24 protein-coding genes are annotated in these 23,205 nt (G+C 40.7%); 20 read left to right on the forward strand and 4 right to left on the reverse strand.

The window, feature by feature from the left end:
• Nucleotides 1-117 precede the first annotated feature (117 nt).
• The 13 genes from AC1DOK_RS17780 to AC1DOK_RS17840 all read left to right on the forward strand — a co-directional run bounded on the left by AC1DOK_RS17780 (nt 118) and on the right by AC1DOK_RS17840 (nt 12,833).
• Nucleotides 118-984 carry a YitT family protein gene (locus tag AC1DOK_RS17780; RefSeq protein WP_477555651.1) on the forward strand — a complete coding sequence of 289 codons (867 nt, stop codon included), beginning with the start codon at nt 118-120 and terminating at the stop codon, nt 982-984.
• A gap of 122 nt (nt 985-1,106) precedes the next feature.
• Nucleotides 1,107-2,396, forward strand: coding sequence for an NCS2 family permease (locus AC1DOK_RS17785; protein ID WP_477555652.1), 1,290 nt, complete (start codon nt 1,107-1,109; stop codon nt 2,394-2,396).
• Between the two features lie 141 nt (nt 2,397-2,537).
• Nucleotides 2,538-2,834, forward strand: coding sequence for a hypothetical protein (locus AC1DOK_RS17790; RefSeq protein WP_477555653.1), 297 nt, complete (start codon nt 2,538-2,540; stop codon nt 2,832-2,834).
• A gap of 117 nt (nt 2,835-2,951) precedes the next feature.
• Nucleotides 2,952-3,284, forward strand: a complete 333-nt coding sequence (locus AC1DOK_RS17795) for a magnetosome magnetite crystal formation protein family (RefSeq protein ID WP_477555654.1) — start codon at nt 2,952-2,954, stop codon at nt 3,282-3,284.
• Between the two features lie 375 nt (nt 3,285-3,659).
• The gene (locus tag AC1DOK_RS17800) at nt 3,660-4,490 is read left to right on the forward strand and encodes an electron transfer flavoprotein subunit beta/FixA family protein (protein WP_477555655.1); all 831 of its coding nucleotides are present in this window, start codon (nt 3,660-3,662) and stop codon (nt 4,488-4,490) included.
• Complete coding sequence (locus AC1DOK_RS17805; protein WP_477555656.1) at nt 4,487-5,509, forward strand: electron transfer flavoprotein subunit alpha/FixB family protein; 1,023 nt, start codon at nt 4,487-4,489, stop codon at nt 5,507-5,509. Before AC1DOK_RS17800 ends, AC1DOK_RS17805 begins: the two co-directional genes overlap by 4 nt.
• A complete protein-coding gene (locus tag AC1DOK_RS17810) occupies nt 5,502-6,797 on the forward strand; it encodes an FAD-dependent oxidoreductase (RefSeq protein WP_477555657.1) in 1,296 nt (431 codons plus the stop codon). Before AC1DOK_RS17805 ends, AC1DOK_RS17810 begins: the two co-directional genes overlap by 8 nt.
• Nucleotides 6,797-7,093, forward strand: coding sequence for a ferredoxin family protein (locus AC1DOK_RS17815; protein WP_477555658.1), 297 nt, complete (start codon nt 6,797-6,799; stop codon nt 7,091-7,093). Before AC1DOK_RS17810 ends, AC1DOK_RS17815 begins: the two co-directional genes overlap by 1 nt.
• Nucleotides 7,093-7,266 carry a hypothetical protein gene (locus AC1DOK_RS17820; RefSeq protein ID WP_477555659.1) on the forward strand — a complete coding sequence of 58 codons (174 nt, stop codon included), beginning with the start codon at nt 7,093-7,095 and terminating at the stop codon, nt 7,264-7,266. Before AC1DOK_RS17815 ends, AC1DOK_RS17820 begins: the two co-directional genes overlap by 1 nt.
• A gap of 379 nt (nt 7,267-7,645) precedes the next feature.
• Entirely contained in the window at nt 7,646-8,941 is a 1,296-nt protein-coding gene (locus AC1DOK_RS17825) for a protoglobin domain-containing protein (protein ID WP_477555660.1), read from the forward strand.
• A 306-nt stretch (nt 8,942-9,247) separates the two neighbouring features.
• Complete coding sequence (locus AC1DOK_RS17830) at nt 9,248-10,753, forward strand: response regulator transcription factor (RefSeq protein WP_477555661.1); 1,506 nt, start codon at nt 9,248-9,250, stop codon at nt 10,751-10,753.
• 87 nt (nt 10,754-10,840) lie between these two features.
• On the forward strand, nt 10,841-11,464 hold the full coding sequence (locus AC1DOK_RS17835; protein ID WP_477555662.1) for a TVP38/TMEM64 family protein: 624 nt from the start codon (nt 10,841-10,843) through the stop codon (nt 11,462-11,464).
• Nucleotides 11,465-11,600: 136 nt separating this feature from the next.
• The gene (locus tag AC1DOK_RS17840) at nt 11,601-12,833 is read left to right on the forward strand and encodes an MFS transporter (protein ID WP_477555663.1); all 1,233 of its coding nucleotides are present in this window, start codon (nt 11,601-11,603) and stop codon (nt 12,831-12,833) included.
• A 60-nt stretch (nt 12,834-12,893) separates the two neighbouring features.
• Here AC1DOK_RS17840 and AC1DOK_RS17845 read toward each other — a convergent pair whose 3' ends face one another.
• Nucleotides 12,894-14,252, reverse strand: a complete 1,359-nt coding sequence (locus AC1DOK_RS17845; protein ID WP_477555664.1) for a YjiH family protein — start codon at nt 14,250-14,252, stop codon at nt 12,894-12,896.
• 182 nt (nt 14,253-14,434) lie between these two features.
• Here AC1DOK_RS17845 and mscL point away from each other — a divergent pair, with 182 nt between their 5' ends.
• A complete protein-coding gene (gene mscL / locus AC1DOK_RS17850; RefSeq protein WP_477555665.1) occupies nt 14,435-14,899 on the forward strand; it encodes a large conductance mechanosensitive channel protein MscL in 465 nt (154 codons plus the stop codon).
• A gap of 13 nt (nt 14,900-14,912) precedes the next feature.
• On the opposite strand, the gene AC1DOK_RS17855 is transcribed toward mscL, so the two are convergent.
• The 3 genes from AC1DOK_RS17855 to AC1DOK_RS17865 all read right to left on the reverse strand — a co-directional run bounded on the left by AC1DOK_RS17855 (nt 14,913) and on the right by AC1DOK_RS17865 (nt 17,715).
• Entirely contained in the window at nt 14,913-16,094 is a 1,182-nt protein-coding gene (locus AC1DOK_RS17855) for a MalY/PatB family protein (RefSeq protein ID WP_477555666.1), read from the reverse strand.
• Nucleotides 16,095-16,282: 188 nt separating this feature from the next.
• Nucleotides 16,283-16,612 carry a DUF1904 family protein gene (locus AC1DOK_RS17860; RefSeq protein WP_477555667.1) on the reverse strand — a complete coding sequence of 110 codons (330 nt, stop codon included), beginning with the start codon at nt 16,610-16,612 and terminating at the stop codon, nt 16,283-16,285.
• 53 nt (nt 16,613-16,665) lie between these two features.
• Nucleotides 16,666-17,715 carry a YeiH family protein gene (locus AC1DOK_RS17865; protein WP_477555668.1) on the reverse strand — a complete coding sequence of 350 codons (1,050 nt, stop codon included), beginning with the start codon at nt 17,713-17,715 and terminating at the stop codon, nt 16,666-16,668.
• Between the two features lie 288 nt (nt 17,716-18,003).
• Here AC1DOK_RS17865 and AC1DOK_RS17870 point away from each other — a divergent pair, with 288 nt between their 5' ends.
• The 6 genes from AC1DOK_RS17870 (at nt 18,004) to AC1DOK_RS17895 (ending at nt 23,042) form a co-directional block, all read left to right on the forward strand.
• Nucleotides 18,004-18,654 carry a flagellar brake protein gene (locus AC1DOK_RS17870; RefSeq protein WP_477555669.1) on the forward strand — a complete coding sequence of 217 codons (651 nt, stop codon included), beginning with the start codon at nt 18,004-18,006 and terminating at the stop codon, nt 18,652-18,654.
• 48 nt (nt 18,655-18,702) lie between these two features.
• Nucleotides 18,703-19,086, forward strand: coding sequence for a DUF423 domain-containing protein (locus AC1DOK_RS17875; RefSeq protein WP_477555670.1), 384 nt, complete (start codon nt 18,703-18,705; stop codon nt 19,084-19,086).
• 739 nt (nt 19,087-19,825) lie between these two features.
• A complete protein-coding gene (locus AC1DOK_RS17880) occupies nt 19,826-20,395 on the forward strand; it encodes a TetR/AcrR family transcriptional regulator (protein ID WP_477555671.1) in 570 nt (189 codons plus the stop codon).
• 70 nt (nt 20,396-20,465) lie between these two features.
• Nucleotides 20,466-21,707 carry an MFS transporter gene (locus tag AC1DOK_RS17885; protein ID WP_477555672.1) on the forward strand — a complete coding sequence of 414 codons (1,242 nt, stop codon included), beginning with the start codon at nt 20,466-20,468 and terminating at the stop codon, nt 21,705-21,707.
• A gap of 4 nt (nt 21,708-21,711) precedes the next feature.
• The gene (locus AC1DOK_RS17890) at nt 21,712-22,152 is read left to right on the forward strand and encodes a GNAT family N-acetyltransferase (protein ID WP_477555673.1); all 441 of its coding nucleotides are present in this window, start codon (nt 21,712-21,714) and stop codon (nt 22,150-22,152) included.
• Nucleotides 22,153-22,226: 74 nt separating this feature from the next.
• Nucleotides 22,227-23,042 (forward strand): DUF368 domain-containing protein, encoded by an 816-nt coding sequence (locus tag AC1DOK_RS17895; RefSeq protein WP_477555674.1) that lies wholly within the window; start codon nt 22,227-22,229, stop codon nt 23,040-23,042.
• The last annotated feature ends 163 nt before the right edge of the window (nt 23,043-23,205 follow it).

Genomic DNA, 23,205 nt, shown 5'->3' on the forward strand with positions numbered 1-23,205 from the left:
ATTCACTAATTAGTGGCTATTTACATAAGAATAGTGTGATTAAATATTGATTCTAATGATATTTTTAACTATAGTAAATATTAGGATCAATAAAAATCATAATTTGGAGGTAGATGGATGGCCCGACAACACAAAAGAATGACAAAACTGGAATATTTTAAGAAATTTGTATTTATCACACTAGGTGCCGTTTTGATGGCGGTCGCACTTGAATTGTTTTTGGTGCCGAACAGTTTTATTGATGGTGGAATTGCAGGGGTATCGATTATTTTATCCAAACTTACCTCACTCCCCCTCGGCGTATTTCTATTTATTCTTAATGCTCCTTTTCTACTGCTTGGACTTAAACAAATTGGTAGAACATTCGCATTTTCATCTTTGTATGGGATCGCGATTATGTCGATAACGACTTATTTTCTTCATGATGTATCTGCCTTTACAGGTGAGAAGCTTCTCGTTGTATTGTTTGGTGGGATGATTCTTGGAGCAGGGGTGGGGCTTGCAATCCGGTTTGGTGGTTCCTTAGATGGAACTGAGATTGTGGCTATATTATTATCAAAAAAAATACGGATGCCTGTTGGTCAAATCATTATGATCATCAATGTGTTTATCTTTATTGCGGCTGGTTTTGTGTTCGGATGGGATTCAGCTATGTATTCGATCCTTGCATATTATATAGCCTTTAAAGTGATTGATATCGTGGTTGAAGGTTTGGATGAATCCAAATCTGTTACCATTATTACGAGTGAATACGAAGAAGTTGCTGAAGCGATTATGGATCGATTAGGTCGCAGCACAACATTTATATATGCTAAGGGCGGTTACAAGAAAGAAGATACACAAATGATTTATTGTGTTGTAACTCGTTTGGAATTAGCCAAATTAAGATCTATCGTGCATGAAATTGATTCGAAGGCATTTATTGCAATTGAGCATGTATCAGAAGTGCTCGGTGGTAATTTCCAAAAGAAAAGCATTCATTAAGTCATTTCCTAGAGGTACTAAAGCAGAAGGAAACAAATAGAAAGCCTATGTGTATATTCAGTCTTCACTATTGCCAAAATAAAGGAAATTTAGTGTATGGTCGGAGAGAGGAATTAATTCGAATGCGCCAAATGAAGTTGTTTGACCTCAAGGGTCATGCGTCTACGGTTAGACAAGAAGCACTAGCTGGTCTTGTTTCCTTCATTACGATAATTTATATTGTTGTGGTTAATTCCTCGATCCTTGCAGATGCTGGTATTCCAATGGACGCAGGTATTATGGCGACAGTGTTTATATCTGTTATTGGATGTTTGTTGATGGGACTCTGGGCAAATGCACCCATTGTGCTTGCTCCAGGAATGGGTATCAATGCGTTATTCTCCTATACATTCGTACATTCAATGGGACTATCATGGGAGGAAGCACTCGCGACCGTATTTATTTCGGGGTTAGTATTCACTTTACTTGCATTCACTCGCTTACCATCCTTGATTCTGGATGCCATCCCAGCGTCACTTAAGGAAGCTATCCCTGCGGGAATCGGACTTCTGCTAACGTTCATTGGCTTACAGAAGGGAGGGCTTGTTGTACCAAACGAGACGACCTTCGTAGCGCTCGGAGATTTAGCAAGTCCACAGGTATGGGTAACTGTTCTGACCTTATTACTCACCTTATTTCTCTTCATACGGGAGATCAATGGTAGCTTATTGATTGGGATGGTGGTTGGAGCGTTATTAGCTGCTGTATTTGGGGTAGTGGGCTCTCCTGTAAACCAGACAGGTATTTCGTTTAGTACCTATACCTCTGTGTTTGGTGCTATGTCATTCGCAAGAATAGCTTCAGTCGCTTTCTGGTCAGCTACATTCTCAATGTTTCTTGTTATCGTGTTTGAGAACGTTGGATTAATCCACGGATTTCTAGGCATTCTGAAGCAGCCAGAGAAATTCCCGCGTGCTTTACGTGCGAATGCGATATCATGTATGTTGGCAGGATTGTTCGGGACAAGTCCAAGTGTATCCACGGCTGAAAGTGCAGCAGGTATAGCAGTTGGTGGCAAAACAGGTCTAACTGCAGTTGTAACAGGCTGTTTGTTTCTGGTTTCTCTGTTTTTTATCCCATTAATTAAGCTAATACCCGATAGTGCTATTGCCCCCGTACTCATTATTCTCGGCGGACTTATGATCCAAAGTGTTAGGCATATTAATTTTGGCAGCTTTGTTGAGGGGTTTCCAGCCTTCTTAGTTATGGCTATCATGCCACTAACCTTTAGCATTGTTGATGGGATCGCCGCGGGATTTATTATTTATCCCTTTATTCAAATCACTATTGGTAAAGCTAAGGAAGTTCCCCTTTTGCTATATGGTATTACGATTTTGTTCATCCTAAATTACGTCCTTCAGGCTGTTGGATGACTTTACCAGAGGTTATCATGATTTAGTGTGACTTATTAGGATGTGTTAAGTGATACTCATTGGTATAATAGAATTCTTAGCATTTAAAGTTGGAAGTCAGATTATCTGTCTGACCGTCATAAGGAGTGTGAGAAATTCAATATGGAATGTATTGTACATTTTGAAGTCATCCGTAGTGGACAATCCAAGATGTTACGCGGTCTTATCGATCTTACAGAAGGATCTGCACCAACAACGGAGCAGTTGATCACCATGTTCGCAGGTTTAGGTCACAATGTAAAACCAGATCCTAATATAGTGAACACATTTAATTCCACAGCGAGTACACCTTATAAAATTCGTGTCAAAAAGCTTGATATTCAGGGTATAGAAGAGAATGAGGTTCCTGATCGAGAACGTGAGGCGCTATTGCGCAATTTAATGAATCTCAACCGGTAATCAAATGGAATTTCGTAATGAGTACAAAATGTTCTACTGAGAAGCCCTTCTACATAATATGTAGAAGGGTTTTCTTGTCTATAACGACTATTGAATAAGGTAAGGTGATCAATCTAAATGGATAATAATTTTTCCAATCAAGTACAGCAGGATGATGTGGAGAAGAATAAAGCAATAGCGATTCTTGCATACATCATTTTCTTTATTCCACTGCTTGTAGCAAGAGACTCGAAATTTGCTATGTATCATGCTAATCAAGGCCTTCTTGTATTTTTGACTGCGCTTGCTGTGAATATTGTTGGAACGATCATTCCGATTATAGGATGGTTCATCATCTCACCTCTAGGTAATTTATTCGTACTCGTACTTGTCATTATTGGCATCATCAATGCTGCGGGTGGGCGTGTGAAGTCATTGCCGTTGATTGGTAAAATCGAGATCATTAAATAATCCTTAGGGGATGGAGGGGGGGAAGCCCCCTCTCTTTTTGGCGCTCTGAAAATTATATTAATTTTGTAATATTCACCCTGCTAGAACCTGTATACATTTAGTAGGTACAATGTTATCATAACGGGTATATAATTACTTTTCTGCATAATTTTACCTCCCGTATTAACAACCTTCACCCAAGACACTTTTGAACAACTTCTCACAGTTATTTTCCTGAATGTTAACGCTGATCATTACAAAATTAGGCTTAAATTGGACAGGGGGTATAGGATCTTATCAAAGCTTAACCATACAATTTATAGCGTATGCTTCCGAGGTAGTTTTGCTCTTCGAGCTATCGCTCTTGTTAAATCAAAACTTTTAGGAGGATGCTAAATGCTTCATATTGTTGCCTGTATTAAACAGGTGCCGGATACGAAGATCATCAAGATGAATCCCAAAACAAACACAATGGATCGTTCCAGTGCACCAGCAATCTTAAACCCGTATGATGCACATGCGGTAGAAGAAGCGGTACGTTTGAAGAATCGATATGGTGGAACAGTTTCGGTATTAACGATGGGTCCACCCCCTGCTGTGAAAGCAATTAAGAAATGTGTGGAGATTGGTGCAGATGAGGGCTATTTAATTACGGATCGTTTCTTTGCCGGTGCGGATACACTTGCGACAAGCTATTCGTTAACGATGGCACTACAGAAGATTGCTAGAATACAGCCTATTGATCTTGTAATCTGCGGCAAAATGACGATAGATGGTGATACCGGTCAAGTTGGACCTGGGATTGCACGTAGATTAGATATCCCACCGCTTACTAGCGTGAACAAAGTAGTTGAAATTAATCAAGAAGAAGGCTTCATTGTTATTCATCGTAAACTAGAGGATGGGCATCAGGTTCTTCATTCTAGTCTTCCTTGTCTACTATCTGTTGAGAAGGAGATCAATGAAATTCCTTATTCTACTTTACCGAATATGCTCAGAGCAGCCCGCTATAAACCAATTATATGGTCGGCTAATGATCTAGAAGATATTGATCGTAGCTTGCTTGGACTCAAAGGCTCACCAACGATCGTCTCCAAAATATGGGCCCCTGAGAAGCCTAAAGGCGGCGAAATGCTGCAGGGATCTTCATCAGAGCAAGTCGAACGACTGTTATCTATTCTTCTAGAGAAGAAAGAACTGTTCGATGTGAAGGAGGCTAAAGCGTGAATATGGAGGAGTATTGCGGAGTTTGGGTGTTTATTGAGCAGAATGAGGGTAGAATCGCTTCAGTTTCACTTGAACTGCTTGGTGCAGGTCGTAAGCTCGCTGATAAGCGTGGGGTTCCTCTTGCGGGTGTATTAGTCGGTGATGGGGTTAAACCACTTGCATCGATAGTAATTCAATATGGTGCGGACATTGTCTACTTATACGATGATGTTATTTTTAAAGAATATCGATCAGAAACATATATGAGAGCGATTATAGAGTGTTCGGAGAAATATAAGCCCGAAATTATTCTCTATGGTGCGACCTCAACAGGGAAGGATTTGGCTAGTGCTGTCGCAACTGATTTGGCAACAGGACTTACTGCTGATAGCACAATATTAGATGTGAATGAAGAGAATGGACTGCTTGAAGCAAGCCGTCCAGCCTTTGGTGGTAATATCATGGCGACTATTCTATGTAAGAACCATCGTCCCCAAATGGCGACGGTGCGTTCCAAGGTGATGAAAGCGCTTGTACCAGATGCAGCTAAGGTTGGTGAAATCATTGAAGAGAGCGTTGCGCTCAAAGAAGATGATTTGCGAACAAAAGTACTTGAGGTTGTACGTGTGGCAACACCTAAGATTCGATTAGATGAGGCGGATATTATCGTAGCTGGTGGCAAAGGCTTAGGCAGTCAGAAAGGCTTTGAGCTGATCCATGCTTTTGCAGGTAAGATTGGCGCGATGGTTGGTGCGAGTCGAGACGTGGTTGAAGCGGGCTGGGTAGATCATCATCATCAGGTAGGACAGACAGGTGTAACGGTACTCCCCAAGATTTACTTTGCAATCGGGATATCAGGCGCGATACAACATATTGTTGGCATGCAGAATTCAGGGTTAATTATTGCCATTAATAAGGATCCACTGGCTCCTATTTTCCAATCTTGTCACTATGGCATCGTTGGTGATGCATTCGAGATCGTGCCGATGCTGATGGAAGCTTTTGAGAAAGCCTTACATGGAGAGGTGCAATATGGCTGAAAAATTTGACGTTATCGTGGTAGGAGCAGGACCTGCAGGAACTTCATGTGCATATACTTTAGCTAAGGGTGGCGCGAATGTTCTCCTAATCGAAAGAGGGGAATACCCAGGCTCCAAGAATGTGATGGGTGGGGTCTTGTACAGGAAGATGATGGAGGATATCATCCCGGATTTCTACAAAGAGGCACCAGTCGAACGCCATATTACCGAACAACGCTATATGTTATTAGATAAAGAATCAGCAGCAACCTTCAGTTATAAGGGATTAGAGTGGGATCAAGAGCCATATAACAATTTCACGGTATTACGCGCCAAATTCGACCAGTGGTTTGCGGATAAAGCAGTTCAGCAAGGGGCACTGCTCCTTAACGAAACCGTTGTGCTTGAATGTATTCTTGAAGATGGTCGCGTCGTTGGAGTTAGAACGGATCGCCCTGACGGTGACGTATATGCAGATGTAGTTGTTCTTGCGGACGGTGTTAATTCATTGCTTGCTAAATCGCTAGGCTTCCGTAAGGAGCTTCGCACAGATGAAGCTGCTCTCTCTGTTATGGAAGTTCTCAAGCTAGATCGAACGATTATTGAAGATCGCTTCAATCTGGAAGGCAATCAAGGGTGTACGTTTGAGATCTTTGGAGATTCAACCAAAGGTATTCTAGGAACAGCTTGGCTCTACACGAACAAAGATAGCTTAAATATTGGTGTGGGTGCAATGTTGTCAGGACTTATCAAACACCGAATCAAGCCTTATGAGCTGTTAGATTACGTGAAGCAGCATCCAATGCTTCGCAAATACATTCAGGGTAGTGAGCAACAGGAATACTTAGCGCATCTGATACCTGAAGGTGGTTACCACTCCATGCAGAAGATTGTTGGAGACGGTGTACTCGTTGTTGGTGACGCTGCGCAAATGGTGAATGCGATTCACCGAGAAGGCTCGAATCTAGCAATGACTTCTGGGGTGCTTGCAGCAAACACGATATTGGAAGCGAAGCAAGCGAATGATTTCACTGAGCGTATGCTGGATAGTTATCGAGTGGAATTAATGGGAAGCTTTGTAGGATCAGATCTTAAGAAGTATAAAGATTCAACTCATCACTTTGAGAAATTCCCGCATTATTTTAATAAATATATTCCGATGGTTAACAAGGCAGCTAGTCAAATGTTCACAGTTGATGGTACACCAAAGAAGGATAAACAGCGCAAAATCTGGCGTGACATCGGATCTGCGGGGGAGAAATTCAAAATTGCTCGTGATTTATATCGCGCTTGGAAGGTGATGAAATAATGAGTGAACAGCCCAAAGGCCAGACGATAGAAGAGAAGCAGTACTTGGTTCGATTTAAAGCCGATACGAATTCCCATCTTCATGTTCTTGATGCTGACGTTTGTGCAACGAGTTGTCCTGATAAGCTGTGTACGATCTTCTGCCCAGCAGAAGTGTACAAATGGGAAGACATTCGTATGCATGTGGGATATGAAGGCTGTCACGAATGTGGGAGCTGCCGGATTGGCTGCCCGCACGAAAATATTAAGTGGGAATACCCAAAGGGTGGACATGGAATCATCTTTAGATTGGGGTAATGTATATGTTTCTAGTTGGCGATTTGGTGATATTCACATTAGACGGAAGTGTTGGTACGGTGGTCGAGGTTGAACAAGATCGATGCCACGTGGTTTGGGATGACCATTTTGTGAGTTGGGAGAAGAATGAACTTCTCATCAAGGATGAATCCATGAGTCATAGTGAAGCTTAATCGTTAATTAGAACTTAAATCATTAATTAGAAGCGAGTCGATAGGCAGTTTTCCTTTCCATAGGAGAACTGTCTATTATTGCTGGTTAGGCATACCAAATAGTTGTAGCGGGTTAGCCGTAACAATAGGGTCACATATGCTTGTTATTACGTTTTTTATGAAAATAATATAACTAATTTTATTTACAGATATTTATGCCTTGTGTATTATGTTCTAGTTTATTGTATACTTATTGTTTAGTAATCGTGCAGAACATCACAGTCATATAAGGATAGCGAAGCTGTCTATTCTTAACATAAAATCGGAGGGATTACTTTTGTCAAAATGCCCATTTCACTTTATTACACGTCTCATGGGGAATACGCAGGCTAAACATTCAATGAATAGCTCAAATATACCGGGTGCTATGAAATCGATTCATGATTTTCAGGCTAGGAGTGGATCGATTGCTGTAAATCTTGAGCGTAAGTTTACTGAGCAGTTGAATATGATAGATCTTACAGAGGAAGATCTGAAGCTGCTCCATACCATCCAACCCTTTATTCTGGAGCATATTGATGAAACGGTTAATTCGTTCTATAAATCAGTTATCGATGTAGAGGAATTGAGAGTCATCATTACGGATCATAGTACGGTGGAACGGCTAAGAGAGACATTACGTCAGCATCTTATCGAGCTGTTTAGTGGAAGTATTGATGATGAGTTTATTAACAAACGAATACGTATTGCGGAGGTCCATCAACGAATTGGGCTTGCACCTCGCTGGTATATGGGTGCTTTTCAGAACTTACAGAATACATTTCTTGATTTATTGTCTCACCATATCTCCAGTAGAGATGAATGCTTAGCTATAGACAAATCCTTAACGAAGCTGCTTAACTTTGAACAACAGCTGGTGCTTGAAGCTTATGAAAGTAAGAATACCGAGCTTCGCGAGTCGCAATACAATGCCATAAAGCAGGAGCTAAAAGGGAAAATTACGTCCGTTAGTGAAGAACTGGTCGGTTTAACGGAACGTACGAATCTATCTGTTCAAGATTTAGTGAGAAGTAGTGTTCATATGAATGAATCTGTCATACATAGTTCAGACAAAGCTAGAGAATCTAAGCAGCTTGCTGAATCAGGTACGAGTAAAATGAGTGATTTACAATCTCGTATTCAACTCATTCATGATAGTTCTGAATTAATGAAGGAATCGGTTACTCGTCTTACAAACTCATCCAATCAGATTAAAGGGATTGTAACAGCTGTTGAAGAGATATCGAATCAAACCAAATTACTATCCTTGAATGCAGCCATTGAAGCAGCACGCGCTGGTGAATATGGGCTTGGATTCTCGGTAGTAGCAAATGAAGTACAGAAGCTTTCTGAATCCACCAAACAAACAGTAGGCAGAATTAATCAGCTTATTTCCCAATCTGAGAGATACACAGCTGAAGTTGTAACAGCCATTAAGAATGTACAAGAGCTTGTTATCCATGGACAGGATGAGGCTTTGGAGACTAAGGAAATGTTTGATAGCATTATGGGTTCGCTAGAGCAAAGTATGAATGAAGCCGAGCGTGTAGAGGTAGAAATCAAGGATTTAACACTTGTGATCTCAGAGATCAGCAATTCAACTTCAATGGTTGCGACTTCCGCTGAAGCTTTGAACCAAGCCGCTGTGCTTACTTAAGCTACCGATGTAAGGGGATTTACGCTGGTATTTAAATCGGATTCTAATATGCGACAGCGTTAACTCGTTGTCGCTTTTTGATCTCTACAGAAATGTGAACGATATGTTCAAATTTATGTCGTTTTTGGGGTAATATAACCCTCATAATGGTTACTTGAAGAGGCTATCCAAGGTTTGGATATAAGAAGAACTCAGGATAGACTTGAAATCGAGAGCATGTGATGCTATTCTTGTCCCTTCGGGACTTTATGGAAGTTTTACTTCTTATGAGAAACTCATTCAAATAAGGCTGAAAGAAGTGTAGGGATGAGAATTCTAATTGCAGATGATGAGGACCTGGCTAGAATTAGTCTAGTGAGCATGATCCAAGAAATGGCGCATCCTTTTGAAATATGTGGTGAAGCTGATAATGAGCAAGAATTAATCCGGCTATTGCAAGAGCGAGAGCCGGATATTGTGCTGCTTGATTATCTGATGCCGACGCATAATGGACTTGAGATGATGAAGATAGGGAAGGAACTCTCTCCCTCAACTAAATGGATCATTCTCAGTGGATTCTCTGATTATGATAGTGCACATGAATCAGTCAAGTTCGGTGCATCTGATTATTTATTAAAGCCTCCAAGTGCACAAGAGTTAGAAGCAGCCTTGTTGCATGCCGGGAATTCAGTCAAAGAGAAATGTGTACGATCACATAAACAATTCGAGCATACGCTCGTTTCAATGTTTTCAGGTATTATGGATCCTTCTATGGAGGATGAACAGGCTTTTGTACATCAAGCTGAGTTCTGGGGGATACAGCTGTTTGTTGATAGCTTTTTGGATGAGCCAGAGCGGTCAGCACTACAGAACAGTTTAATGGAGCAACTTCAGAAGGAGATCGAGCTTGCACAATCCGATTCCTTCTATACCACTTTATTTAAGTTGCCTGATGGAGAGACAGCGCTAGTAGGCGCATGGAATCGTGACAAACACGAGGTTGGTCAACGTGTGATGAGTGAACTGATCGGTGCATTAGAAGAATTGCTCACTCAGGGACAGCATCATCAAATTGCTGTAACATTGATTTCCACAAATCGTTGTCCTTCAATCAAGAGACTCCAGGATGAATTTGCAGTGGTATCTCATTTTGGTGCCCTTCGGGTTACAAGAGGTGTACAAAGACACTGGACACTAGAGCAGTTAGACCCACACGAATCAGAGTGGCTATTATCGCTTGGTCAAATGTTGGTTGAAATAAGCCATACTTATTTAGATAAAAATTATATGTCCTATATGAATAACGTAGATCAATTACAGAGTCATTTGATTCGACAAGGCTTGAATAATATTCCGAATCCAACTATGCAAGCCATCGCACAATTTATTAGAAGTGCAATGCGCTGCCATATCGATCCTTGCGATCCTCAATGGACGGAACAATTGTATAAGCATGGAGAAACCTTGTTGCCGCATCATGGCTTAAGAGATAGTGGTGAACGCATGGTAGAACGTGCGATGCAGCAATTGGAACAGAATTACGCGGATAATATCAAGTTGAATGAGGTTGCCAAGCAAATGCGTACCTCATCGCACTACTTGAATGCGAGGTTTCAGCAGGTAACTGATCTAACCTTCGTCAAATATTTAGCTCGGTTGCGTATTACCAAGGCTAAACCGTTATTTGCAGATCCTAGCTTGAAGGTAAAGCAAATTGCAGAAGAAGTCGGTTTTGTTAGCGCAAGTTATTTTAGTAAATGCTTTTCCGAATTTGAGGGGTGCTCACCGACAGAGTATAGAAAGAAGCTGAATAATTTGGCAAGTAATAGTTGACAAACTTCTTTATAATAATTTCATTCCTGTTATACTATTATCGAGAATGAAATTCATTAGGAGGTTTGTTTCCTGTATATGGACATCATGGATATAAAATCGCTTTTTACAGAGGATACAATCCAGCTTTTACTGGAGCAATATCGGTCGTATGGACCTTTTCCTGGGATTTTTATTACGTTCCTTAAATCGTTTGTCCCCCCTTTACCAACTATAGTTATTATTGGTGCTAATGCTGCTGCTTATGGGCTGTGGCTGGGGTTTCTATATTCCCTAATCGGGATTGTTAGCGGCTGTATGGTTTTTTTCCTGATCGTACGCAAAATTGGATCTCATCGACTCATACAAGGGTGGGCTCAGAAGCCTAAGGTGCAGTTACGAATGGAATGGATACGTAAGAATGCTTTTAATTACGTATTTGTGCTTAGCATGTTTCCTGTCGGACCTTTTGTTGTCATCAATTTAGCTGCTGCACTCGTACTTATGCCAATTCGTTCGTTCTTCCTCGCCATCTTATTCGGTAAAGCGATTATGGTATTTATGGCTTCTTTCATAGGATATGACGTAACACAGTTTATCGAAAATCCGCTCAAGCTCGTATATATTGTTATTTTTGCACTTGTTTCCTGGTTTATTAGTAAGAAAGCAGAGGCATGGCTAAGCAAGCCTTCCCATATACAAACTGAAAAGACAGCTTCTCCGTTCCAATAGGACGGTGGAGCTTTTTTTATGGAAACTATTGTTAGCGGAGATAATGAAACTGTTTTGTTTATTTGGGATAAAAAGGATAATTCATCTAAGTGTCGAAATATTGTCATAATTAACCAATTTACTAGGGGGTATCGTATTGAACCGTTCAGCTGTGAAGCATCGTTTCTCCAATCGCTGGTCTGTCCTATTTGGCTTTACTTTGTTAGCTGGTATAAGCCAAATGCTGTGGCTCAATTTTGCTCCCCTTATAAGCATGCTAGAATCTAAATACAACGTGACAGAGGGGGATATTAACTTATTGTTAATTGTATTCCCACTGATTTATGTGTTGTTATCGATACATGCAGGGATTGTCATTGATAGGCGTGGTTATCGGTTTGGAGTTGGACTAGGTGGAATGATCATGGCTGTCTTTGCTTGTGTGCGTATTTTTGATCAAAGCTTTATCATACTGATGCTAGGTCAGATTGGAATTGCAATAGGTCAGCCCTATGTCCTGAATGGGATTTCGAAGCTAGTTGTAGACTGGTTTGGTCGTGAGCAGCAGGCAATGGCAACAGGGATTGGAACAGCAGGGATGTTCGCTGGGATGGCATTAGCATTAGCGGGGACACCGTTACTTGTGAACTGGACGGGATTTCAGCTGACGATGGTTATTTTTGCAGCAATCACAGTCATATCAGCGGGCATATTCTGGCTAGTTGCTTACCCTAATGAACAAAATAATCAAGCCAATAACCAAACAGAGGCTAACAGCATCAGTTGGCGTGATTATATTCCATTACTTCGTAATCGGCAGCTCCTATTAATAGCTGTCATTGCTCTATTATCGATGGGATTCTTTAATGGTTTAACCTCCTGGCTTGAGCTGATTCTCAAACCAAATGGTATTGATGCTGAAAAGGCGGGTCTGATTGGTGGGATGTTGATTATCGGCGGTATCATTGGTGCGAGTATTATCCCAGGCATATCTGATAAAATAGGAAGACGCAAGCCTTTCTTATGGGTAAGCTCACTATTTGCGATTGGTCTGGTATATTTGCTGTGTACAGCAACAAGCTATTCTATCCTACTTCTTGTAAGCGCTCTACTCGGATTTGTATTCTTGCCTGGTTATGCATTGCTGTTATCTTATACAGAGCAGTTAGCGGGGGAGAAGCATGCAGGAGAAGCAACAGGTCTTATGATGCTTACAGGTAATTTGGGTGGTGTAATTGTGATTGCCGCTATGCAGCTTATTAAAGGTGAAAGTGAGACCTGGATCAATGCCGTATACCTGATGCTGGTCTTATTACTGCTTTGTTTTATTCTCACTTTGAATATTCGTGAAGGTAAGCAGCGTGATCGATCGTCATCAATCGAGTGGTGATTAATGATATAAATAATAAGCAGCATTCCCCTTCCAATAGGATGAGGTATGCTGCTTATTTTAAAATAGCATGTGAGCGATCAATACGATCACAGGTAAAGTAATAAGTGTACGTAGAATGAAGATAAATACCAAGTCCTTGAAGGATACAGGTATTTTGGAGCCTAATAATAGACCACCAACCTCAGATAAATAAATTAACTGCGTTACTGAAACACAAGCGACAACGAACCGTGTTAACTCGCTTTCAATTGAACTGGCAAGGACGGTTGGGAGGAACATATCAGCAAATCCAATGACAAGTGTCTGTGAAGCAGCAACAGACTCTGGAATCTGCATCAGTTCTAATAGTGGAACAAACGGAATTCCTAGCCACTTGAAGATCGGTGTATATTCGGCAACGATCAGAGCGAACGTTCCCACCGCCATCACGACAGGTGCTACGCCAATCCATAGGTCAAGAACGTTATGCACGCCCTCTTTGATAAGCGCACTAGGGTTGGCGCTTTTCTGTGCTCTGTTAACAGCTTTGTCTAGACCCCATTGGAACGAATTCATATGCGCAGGCATGATCTCTTTATCGGTTTGCCCTGTCTTCTCATAATACGTATTCGCCTTTCTGGATAAAGGGGGAATACGCGGCATAATCACTGCAGCAACAATTCCTGCTACTAGTACAGTTAAGTAGAATGGAACGAACATATAGGCTAAATGAACAGTTGAGAGTACAACAAGACTGAATGTAATCGATACCGCTGAGAAAGTCGTACCAATGATAGCCGCTTCACGTTTCGTATAGTATCCTTCTTCGTATTGCTTGCTAGTTAGCAACACACCGATTGTTCCATCACCAAGCCAAGATGTCATGCAATCGATTGAAGATCGCCCTGGTAATTTAAATAAGGGACGCATAATTTTGGTCATGAGTGCACCGAAGAACTCGAGCAGTCCAAAATTAAGTAATAACGGTAAGAACATACCAGCAAATAAAAATACCGCAAATAAGACAGGCAATAGATCGAAGAGTAGCATACCACCCGTATCTGCCGATCTAATCCAATCAGGTCCGATTTGAAACAATACGCATACTGCAAATAGGGAACCTAGAACGCGTACGACTACCCAGATCGGAGCTACATTAAGTAAGCTGTTTATAAAGGGATTGTTAATGATAAAAGAAGGCTTCCACAGCTTAGCTAATAGGCTTCCAATGGATGCCAGAATGATGAGAATAGTCATTATAGTAGGGATTGAATCACTGAGAAAATCCTGAACCGATTTGGAAAAAAGAGCAACTGGAATCGTGATTTGACCATTCCACTTAATTGGGATCATAAATAACAGAATGCCGCATAAAGACGGGATAATAAATAATAGTAGGTTTTTGATTGAGTATGTGGTTTTCTGAGTTGTCTCCATAGTTAGTTAATCTCCTGATGTATATAGATGTATATTTATTCAGCGTATTTTATCTTAATACAGTTAGAGTAAAAAGCCAACTATTACAATCTAGTAAAATATTGAAATTGTAACCCTATTAGAATTCAAGTATTATGTGAATAATAGAGGTATATTTAATTATTTTATAGGAGGACCTGAAGATGTTAAAGGAGTTTAGAGAATTTGCCTTTAAGGGCAATATGATCGATTTAGCAGTCGGTGTAATTATTGGAGGTGCATTCGGCAAAGTCATTACGTCAATTGTTAATGATTTAATCATGCCGTTAATTGGTCTGTTGATGGGTAAAATTAATTTCGCAAATATGTTTATAGCATTGAATGGGAAGGAGTACCCTACGCTGCAAAAAGCTATAGATGATAATGCAGCAGTATTTAAGTATGGGGCATTTCTCTCCACGATGCTCGATTTCCTAATCGTAGCATTCACCATTTTCTTCGTGCTCAAACAACTGGCACGGTTTAGAAAGAAAGAGGCTCCAGCAGAAACGCCGAAGCCACTTACCAAAGAATGTCCGCAATGTTTATCCGAAGTGCCGGTCAAAGCCGCCCGCTGTAAATACTGTACATCTGAGTTAGAAGTTAGTAATCGAACGGTTACGAATTAATTTCATCATCAGTTTATGGATTAATTGCTTTAATGGCTTGCTCCAATCTACTCAGTGCCTCTTCGACGACTAGCTTGGAGCAGCCAATATTCATCCGCGCAAACCCCTCGCCACCCTCACCGAAAGTATAACCTGAATTTAGCCAGAGTAATGCATCATGTCGTAAGAAATGGTCAAGCTCTACATTACCTAATCCCAGTTTACTGAAATCAATCCAGAGGAGATAAGTTGCTTCAGAATTAATCACATTTAACATAGGAAGCTTATCCTTCACAAATTGCATCACGAGTTGTTTATTCGCTTCGATATACGTGACTAATGCTTCGAGCCATTCTTCTCCATGACGATAGCCAGCTTCACCCGCAACGATTGCGAATGCATTAAGCTCATGGAAGCCTGATTTACTTACTTCAAGTGCAAATTCACGCCTTATTTTCGGATCTTCGATAATGACATTTGCTGCTTGCAATCCCGCTATATTGAAAGTTTTGCTAGGAGCGGTACATGTAATGGTGATCTTAGAAATTTCCGGTGATAGAGATGCCGTCGAGATATGTTTATGATCATGTAGCACTAAATCGTGATGAATTTCATCAGACACAATAAGCACATCATTCTTCATGCAAAGATCGGCGAGTTTGGTAAGCTCTTCTTTCGTCCATACACGACCTACAGGGTTGTGCGGACTACAAAGAATGAATAGCTTCGTACGCGGATCTTTAGCCTTCTGTTCGAAATCAGCAAAATCAATTGTGTAACGACCATCTTTAAGCTGGAGCGCATTGTTGAGGAGCTGATAGCCGTTTGATTTTACTACATCCATGAAAGGTGGATAGACAGGTTGTTGAATAATAACCTTGTCACCAGCCTTTAGGAACGCTCTAACAGCATAATGTAGAGCTGGTACTACACCGGGTACATTGATAATCCAATTAGACTTGATCGTCCAATCATGCTTGCGCTGCATCCAGTCGACAATAGATTCATGGTAACTACTTGGCTTTAGATTGTAGCCGTATATGGGATGTGCTGCTCTATTCATTATCGCTTCTGAAATCGCAGGAGGAACCTTAAAGTCCATGTCTGCTACCCACATAGGGATCGCTTCTTTGGGAATACTAAACAACGATTTGGCATCCGTCTTGGATGCATGGGTATTCGAACGGTCAACTATCTCATCAAAATTAAAATTCATCTTTTTTAGACCTCCATATGCTTGATGTATATGTAATTAGAATGTTGTGATTTATAGTTCGATTATAAACCATTTGATCTTGCTTTTGCTCAGTATATATTTAGTTACAAGGGTCGGAAGATATTTAATGTTATAATAAAATCCCTGATTTCCTGGTGTTCAGAAGATCAGGGATTTTGTGTGTTTATTTATAAACAACGTTCGCCATTTATGTAATAGCTATCTTCACGAAATACGCTAAAGGCTACTTCAACTTCTGGTATGTCAATGGACATGACATGCCTCGTAATCGCAGTGGCAAATTGATCACGTATTTTAGCTCCACGCTCAAACCAAGCAACCTCAATGAATGGGAATGTCTCAACGATTTGGCCATTATAGATCGATGTCGAATGTATGCATTCCAAAATAATGTTCTCTGTGTCACATTCACAAATATCCGCAAGCTCTTGAATGAGCTTCGTGCTGATCTTGCAAACATCCTCAGGCTTGATTCCCCTAATAAGTAATTGTGGCATGTTGTATCATCCTTCCTAAGTGAATCTAATTCTATTATACGAATAGAAATGGGCTATGCAAGCTGTAGAATGTATAGCATGATGAATCCGAAAATGGATAGCAGGATTGAACCAATCAGTCCAGCAGTGAATGTTCTAAGCCCAAGACGTCTGAACGCGCTGAGATCAACATTCAGTCCAAGACCAGCCATAGCCATTGCAAGTAGCATATAGGAAATTACTACTACGTTATCAGCGAATGCAGCAGAGAAAATGCCAAGCGAATTAATTGCGCTCATTGCTAAGAATCCGAAGATGAACCATGGCATAATCGATATGAGTGATGGCTTGTCTTGAGCCTTCGATTCAGACCCCTCACGCTCCCACTTGCTTGCCCAGATTCCGATTAAGATCGTTACCGGGATCAGCAGTGCAACTCGTGTAAGCTTGATTATAACAGCAAGGTCGACAGCCTCTTTACCAGCGGGGTCAGCAGCAGCAATAACATGCGCGATTTCATGTAGTGTAGCACCTGAGAATATGCCGTATCCTGCTGGTGATAACCCTAAGAAAGGGTATAGAAATGTATAAGCAAGTGTGAATAATGTGCCTAGAATAGCGATGGTTGCTACTCCAATTGCGGTTTCATTATCTTTGGCTTTGATTTGCGGTGCTACAGCAACGATTGCGGCTGCGCCGCAGATCGCAGTACCACAAGCAGTAAGAACCGCAAGATTCTTATCTACCTTAAATAATTTGGCTAATCCATATACAACGAAGAAGGCAAATACAATGCTAAGGACAGCTAGTATAAATACTTTCCAACCGGCATTGTAGATATCCATCAGGTTAAGTCTCATTCCTAGTAAGATAATACCAACGCGAAGCAGTTTTTTGTTAGAGAATGTAATGCCTGCAGTTGCTCGGGCGGGTAAGCCAAGTGTGGCTCTCCATATGATTCCGATCAGAATGGCGATAACGAGCTGTCCCATTATACTAAAGAAAGGTAGCTTAGCAAGAAACTTAGCGGCGATCGCAATTGCTAGTGTTAATCCAATACCAAGGATAAATCCAGTAGTTTGATTGCTTTTGGTATGCACGACAAATCCTCTTTTCTGTATCAATAGTAGGTTTGAATACTCCGAATTATTTTATCATGATTTCTACTTTTAAGTAGAGAATATTGCTATTAATGGCTTTTCCTAAAAAACAAACATTGAAAATTGATTCTGTTATATATAAAATTGAATTATCTAAATTAGGTCTTTAGTCACAATATATCTAGCGTCACTTAAAGGAGTAGACATTGTAATGGCAAAAATAATGATTGAAAGCCATTTCAGAAGCAAATGGTAATAGACGCCATAAGTCGAGCATTATAGATAGTTTTTCAGAGAGGGCGGAAGAAAAGTATGAAAATAGATCCTATATGGAATAATCAGCTATTAGAAATTGAAACAAGTGAAGGAACCATGTATCAGACACTCGTTCTCAAAGTTACGGATCAAGAATTGAGACTTCAGCATCCTTCAAACCAAGATGAACTGCTTGTACCTACTGGTGTGCAGCAAGTATCAGTCTATTTCTTTGATGATAAGAACAATCGATATGTCTATCAGACGAAGCTAGCTTTCACGGATAACCGATTCGTGCTACCTAAGCCTAAACCGAATCAAGTGGAGAAGGTTCAAAGAAGGCATTATTTTCGCGTGCCAGCTACACTAGATTTGTGGTTCGAGATGGGAACAGAAGAAGATGAGAAGCAGAAGGTGAAGTTTGTAACCGATGATATCAGCGGTGGAGGCGTTGCATTCCATTGCTTTAATATGGAACCATTTACTATGGGAGATACGCTGGAGGGTGAAATTGAGATTGAGACCCCCAAGAAGAAAATTATAGTTCCATTCACAGGACAGATCGTTAACACTTCATGGATGGATAGTAAGCGAATACGCTATGCATTAGAATTTAAGAGTATTAAAGAAATGTATCGTCAGGAAATTATGTCTTACTGTATAAAGAGACAGACTGATATCTACAAAAAAATTGGAGATCGCTTCTAAGACCACAGGTTAAACCTTGGCTTATATAATTTTAATGAGGTGAATGATATGTTTAGACGTTTTTTAATGCTAGGGAGTGCAAATGCTTTCTTGTCTGTTGCTCTTGGTGCATTTGGTGCACACATTTTGAAGGAAAGTATTAGCCCCAAAATGCTAACCGTTTATGAGACTGGTATCCAATATCATATGATGCATGCGCTTGGGCTTATCGCAATTGCGTTATTAGCAGATCGGCTTGGTAATCAGCGGCTAGTTTCTGCAGCAGGTTGGCTGATAATGGCAGGTATCCTATTATTCTCTGGAAGTCTTTATGTACTTAGCATAACGGGGGTTGGGATTATCGGTGCCATTACGCCGTTTGGCGGGGTTGCGTTCTTGGCAGGCTGGGCGTGTATTTTTGTGGCAGCAATGAAGTCAAAGCTAACTAAGTAGAGGCGTTAATTTTACTTTAATTATAAATTGTAACTACTCTGTAAATTACTTCACATACAAATCCTTTATAGTATAGTAAGGTAACATGAAGTTGAGTTCTATTGAAAAGGGGGAAGTTAGCGGGCACACAAGCTAGTTGATGTGTTCACGAGCTGTCACTTGTTGATGAGTATTCGACTATTGTACCGAATTAAGGACAAGGTTCTAGAAGTGGTAGTGAACTCCAGCACACTACTGCAAGTAAAGAGGTTCTGCATATGATAATGGTCAAATTGATAAGAAACTTCAAGCCCTAATTGATAGCTTGTACTTGTCATGGAACGCAAACTCGGAGGCTGTTCTTTGCCAAGAAGCAAGCGATCAATAGGGAGATTGGAATCTTATGAAGGATGAAGGATGCCTAGACTCCTCTCTGGTACTTCTTGAGAACGGACTGTTATGATACCTAACCAATCCTTTACTCATATAGTAAAAATATAGCCTTGCTAAGAAGACGTTCATTCTGCAAAATGAACGTCTTTTTAGTTTGTGAATAGATACACGATACACTCTCTCTGGTCTGCGGTTCTTAGGACCAAATGGCTCACCTACATCATAAGTGTAATTCAGGAAAGCTTGATTTTATCGGAATAGAAGGTATACAATTGAGTTGTAACTGAAAAAACTATTTTTGTTTTTATAGTTTACAAGTGGAAATGCTTGTGAAGTTTACCTTCAAACATTCTTAGGAGGATTGATAATGAGAGATCGAATTACGAAGGCAGTCATTGAAGAAATTCATGATAAAGGAATCAAGTTCACAATGGACGATCTAGCTGGCCGACTTGGAATCAGTAAACGTACCTTATATGAGCATTGTTCATCTAAGGTTGAAGTGCTGGATAACATTATCGAGCAAACATTGCGGGAAGCAGATGAGAAAACGATTCAGATCGTTGAGGATCCTGAATTATCACTTATAGATAAAATTAAAGGTGTAATGACTGTACTACCGAATCATTACGAACTTTATGATCTCAAAATATTGGATCAGCTTAAACGTTACTTCCCCGAGCAATGGACGAAGGTGAACGATGCGCTTCAGGATGATTGGAACACGCTGCGTGTGCTGATTGAGCAAGGTATTCGTGAAGGCATCATTCGAGATATGAACGTTAACCTCATCATGAAACTCATTATCGACGCTACGAATTCGACGCTGGATCAGCGATTTTTTCTCAAAAATCATATATCCGTTACACAAGCTTTATCATCTATTGTAGAAGTATTGTTATATGGGCTGATGCCTAGGAATGAAGATAAAGTATAGAGTTAGAGTATCGTTAAGGCGATGATTACCCTCGTTAGAAGGAAACAGATCGGTTAGAAGAGGTGCTAACATGTCAGTCAGTATGAATATGAACAAAACAAAGTGGATCGGACTTATTCTCGTTATTTCGATATTGTTTATCGATACGCTGCTATATAGTCTGATTATCCCTATCATCCCGTATATCACGGATCTATTACAACCATCATCGACGATGATTGGTATCTTATTTAGCGTCTATGCGGTCGCATTGTTTGTGACAACGCCGTTTTTTGGAGCTTGGACTAATCGCTCGGGCAGGAAGGTTCCGATAATCGCTGGCCTCATCGGTCTAGCGATTTCTACTTTGTTGTTTGCAATCGCGGATTCTATGTTTACTCTGATTGCAGCGCGCTTTGTGCAAGGCGTGGCGGCAGCAGCAACGTGGACAACAGCTCTTGCGCTACTCGCTGATGTATTCCCCGGCAAGTCACGGGGAGCTGCGATGGGCATCGCTCTGACAGGCATCTCGACGGGAACGCTGCTGGGCGCACCTATCGGTGGTTGGTTATTCGAAGTAGGGGGATATGAACTTCCCTTTATCGTAGCAGCCATCCTTACAGTCACCAATATTATCGCCGTCGTACTGCTGTTGAAAGAGCCTGTCCGTGAGAAAACCGCAGACATATCTGAGAATAAAGGTAGCGGCGGTACATTTAGCCTATTACGTAATCGCTCTATTTTGTTTATCGCGGGTGTAATTCTGCTCGCAGAAACAACGCTTACGCTGTTAGAACCTATTCTACCGCTCGATGTGACTGAGCGGTTATCCTTATCGCCGATGATGATCGGTCTCTTGTTCGGAATTACGTCGCTTGCTTATGGATTAATTGCACCTGTATCAGGTATGCTTGCTGCGCGGCGCAATCCATTTATCATCATGCTAATCGGCTTGCTTTGTATCGCTGTGACGATTCCACTGCTCGTTTATTCTAATTCGTTGTGGCAGCTAATCATTGCAATGATCCTTGCTGGTGCTGCGGTAGGTTTCACGTTATCACCAACCCTACCAACGCTAGGACAACTTGTCGATTCAAATGGTAATGGTAGCGGTGAATATGGATCAGCATATGCATTATTCAACATGTTTCATGCTGTTGGTATGATGGTTGGTCCATTTATGGGTGGTGTATTGACGGATATCCTATCCGTTCGAGCAACTGTTGTCATAATGAGCATTACGTTATTCGTGTTTGCTGGCGTATTGTTTGTCACACTGAAAGTAGTAAAGCCAAGCTTAAAGAGTCAAACCGTTTCTGAGAAGGTGAGTTGAAAAGATGCAGCTTCATATACGTGAAGTAACCGAAGAAAATTGGCGTGCAGTCGTAGTACTTACTGTCAGTCAAGATCAAGAGGCTTTCATTGAGGATAATGCTTATTCTGTTGCGCAATCGAGATTTGAGCCAGAATGGCAATCAGTAGGCTTGTATGATGAGAGTATGCTAATCGGATATGCCATGTATGGCATTGATCACGAGACAGGCGATGTATGGCTAGATCGCTTTATGATCGACCATAATTTTCAAGGTAAAGGATACGGCAGAGCCATCATGCCACATCTAATTGAACGGATCAAACGAATATATCAGTGTAATACAATTCGACTTAGTCTTCATTATGACAATATACCCGCTCAGCGACTTTATGAATCCTTCGGATTTCGGTTGAATGGTGAGATTGATAGCGGTGAAGCGGTTATGATTTTGGATGGCGTTTAGGTTTTAAAGGTATTGACCATTTGTGAATTGCAATATACAACATGTGAATAGAAGAAATGAGGCATTCAACGAACATGGAGTGGAAAAATATATATCGTGGTATCGTAATGGGGATCAGTGATTTAATTCCGGGTGTAAGCGGAGGGACGATCGCGGTTATATTAGGGATTTATGATCGCTTACTTGATGCTATAAGTGGATTTTTCAGCAAAGAGTGGAAGAAACATATCGGATTCTTAGTGCCACTCGGCATAGGGGTTGGGGCAGCTCTTCTCTTATTAAGTAAACTGATTGATTATTTATTAAGTCATTATTTTGAGCCGACACAGTTCTTTTTCCTTGGGTTAATCATCGGGATCTTGCCACTACTGATTAAGCAAGTAGATGTGAAGCGTAACTTTAAAGCACAACATGTTGTGCTGCTGATTATTGCAGCTGCACTAGTTGCATCGATGGCCTTTTTCAGTCCAGATAAAATGGGTGAACCGATTACGTCGTTAAGTTCAGTTCTAACGGGAGTGGGGTTGTTTCTAGCTGGATGGTTAGGTAGTATGGCGATGCTTCTACCTGGTATAAGTGGATCATTCGTATTATTACTGCTTGGGGTTTATCCTACAGCTATTAATGCTTTGTCGACACTCAACTTTCCAATCATAGCAGTCATTGGTGCAGGTGTGATTGTAGGTTTTATTTTCAGTAGCAAAGCGATTCGTTATTTATTAGCGCACTTTAGTCACATGACTTATGCTGTGATCATTGGATTAGTTATTGGATCGATTGCAGTTGTTTTTCCTGGATTACCTACTAGCATTGGATTCATCCTATCAAGCATCTTAACCTTTATTGCAGGATTCAGTGTTGTAACCATTCTATCTACACAAAGCCGTTAATTGAATTTAAGACTAGTGCTTTATTATATAATAAAACGCTAGTCTTTTTATTTGTGTGAAAAAATCTATATTGCTCAGGTTATAAAACCTAGTAACAAATAATTTCACAGTTGACTAATTGGGATATTATGCCATAAACTAGACGAAAGGACTGATACATATT

This window comes from Paenibacillus sp. P5_B5 (assembly GCF_056400365.1).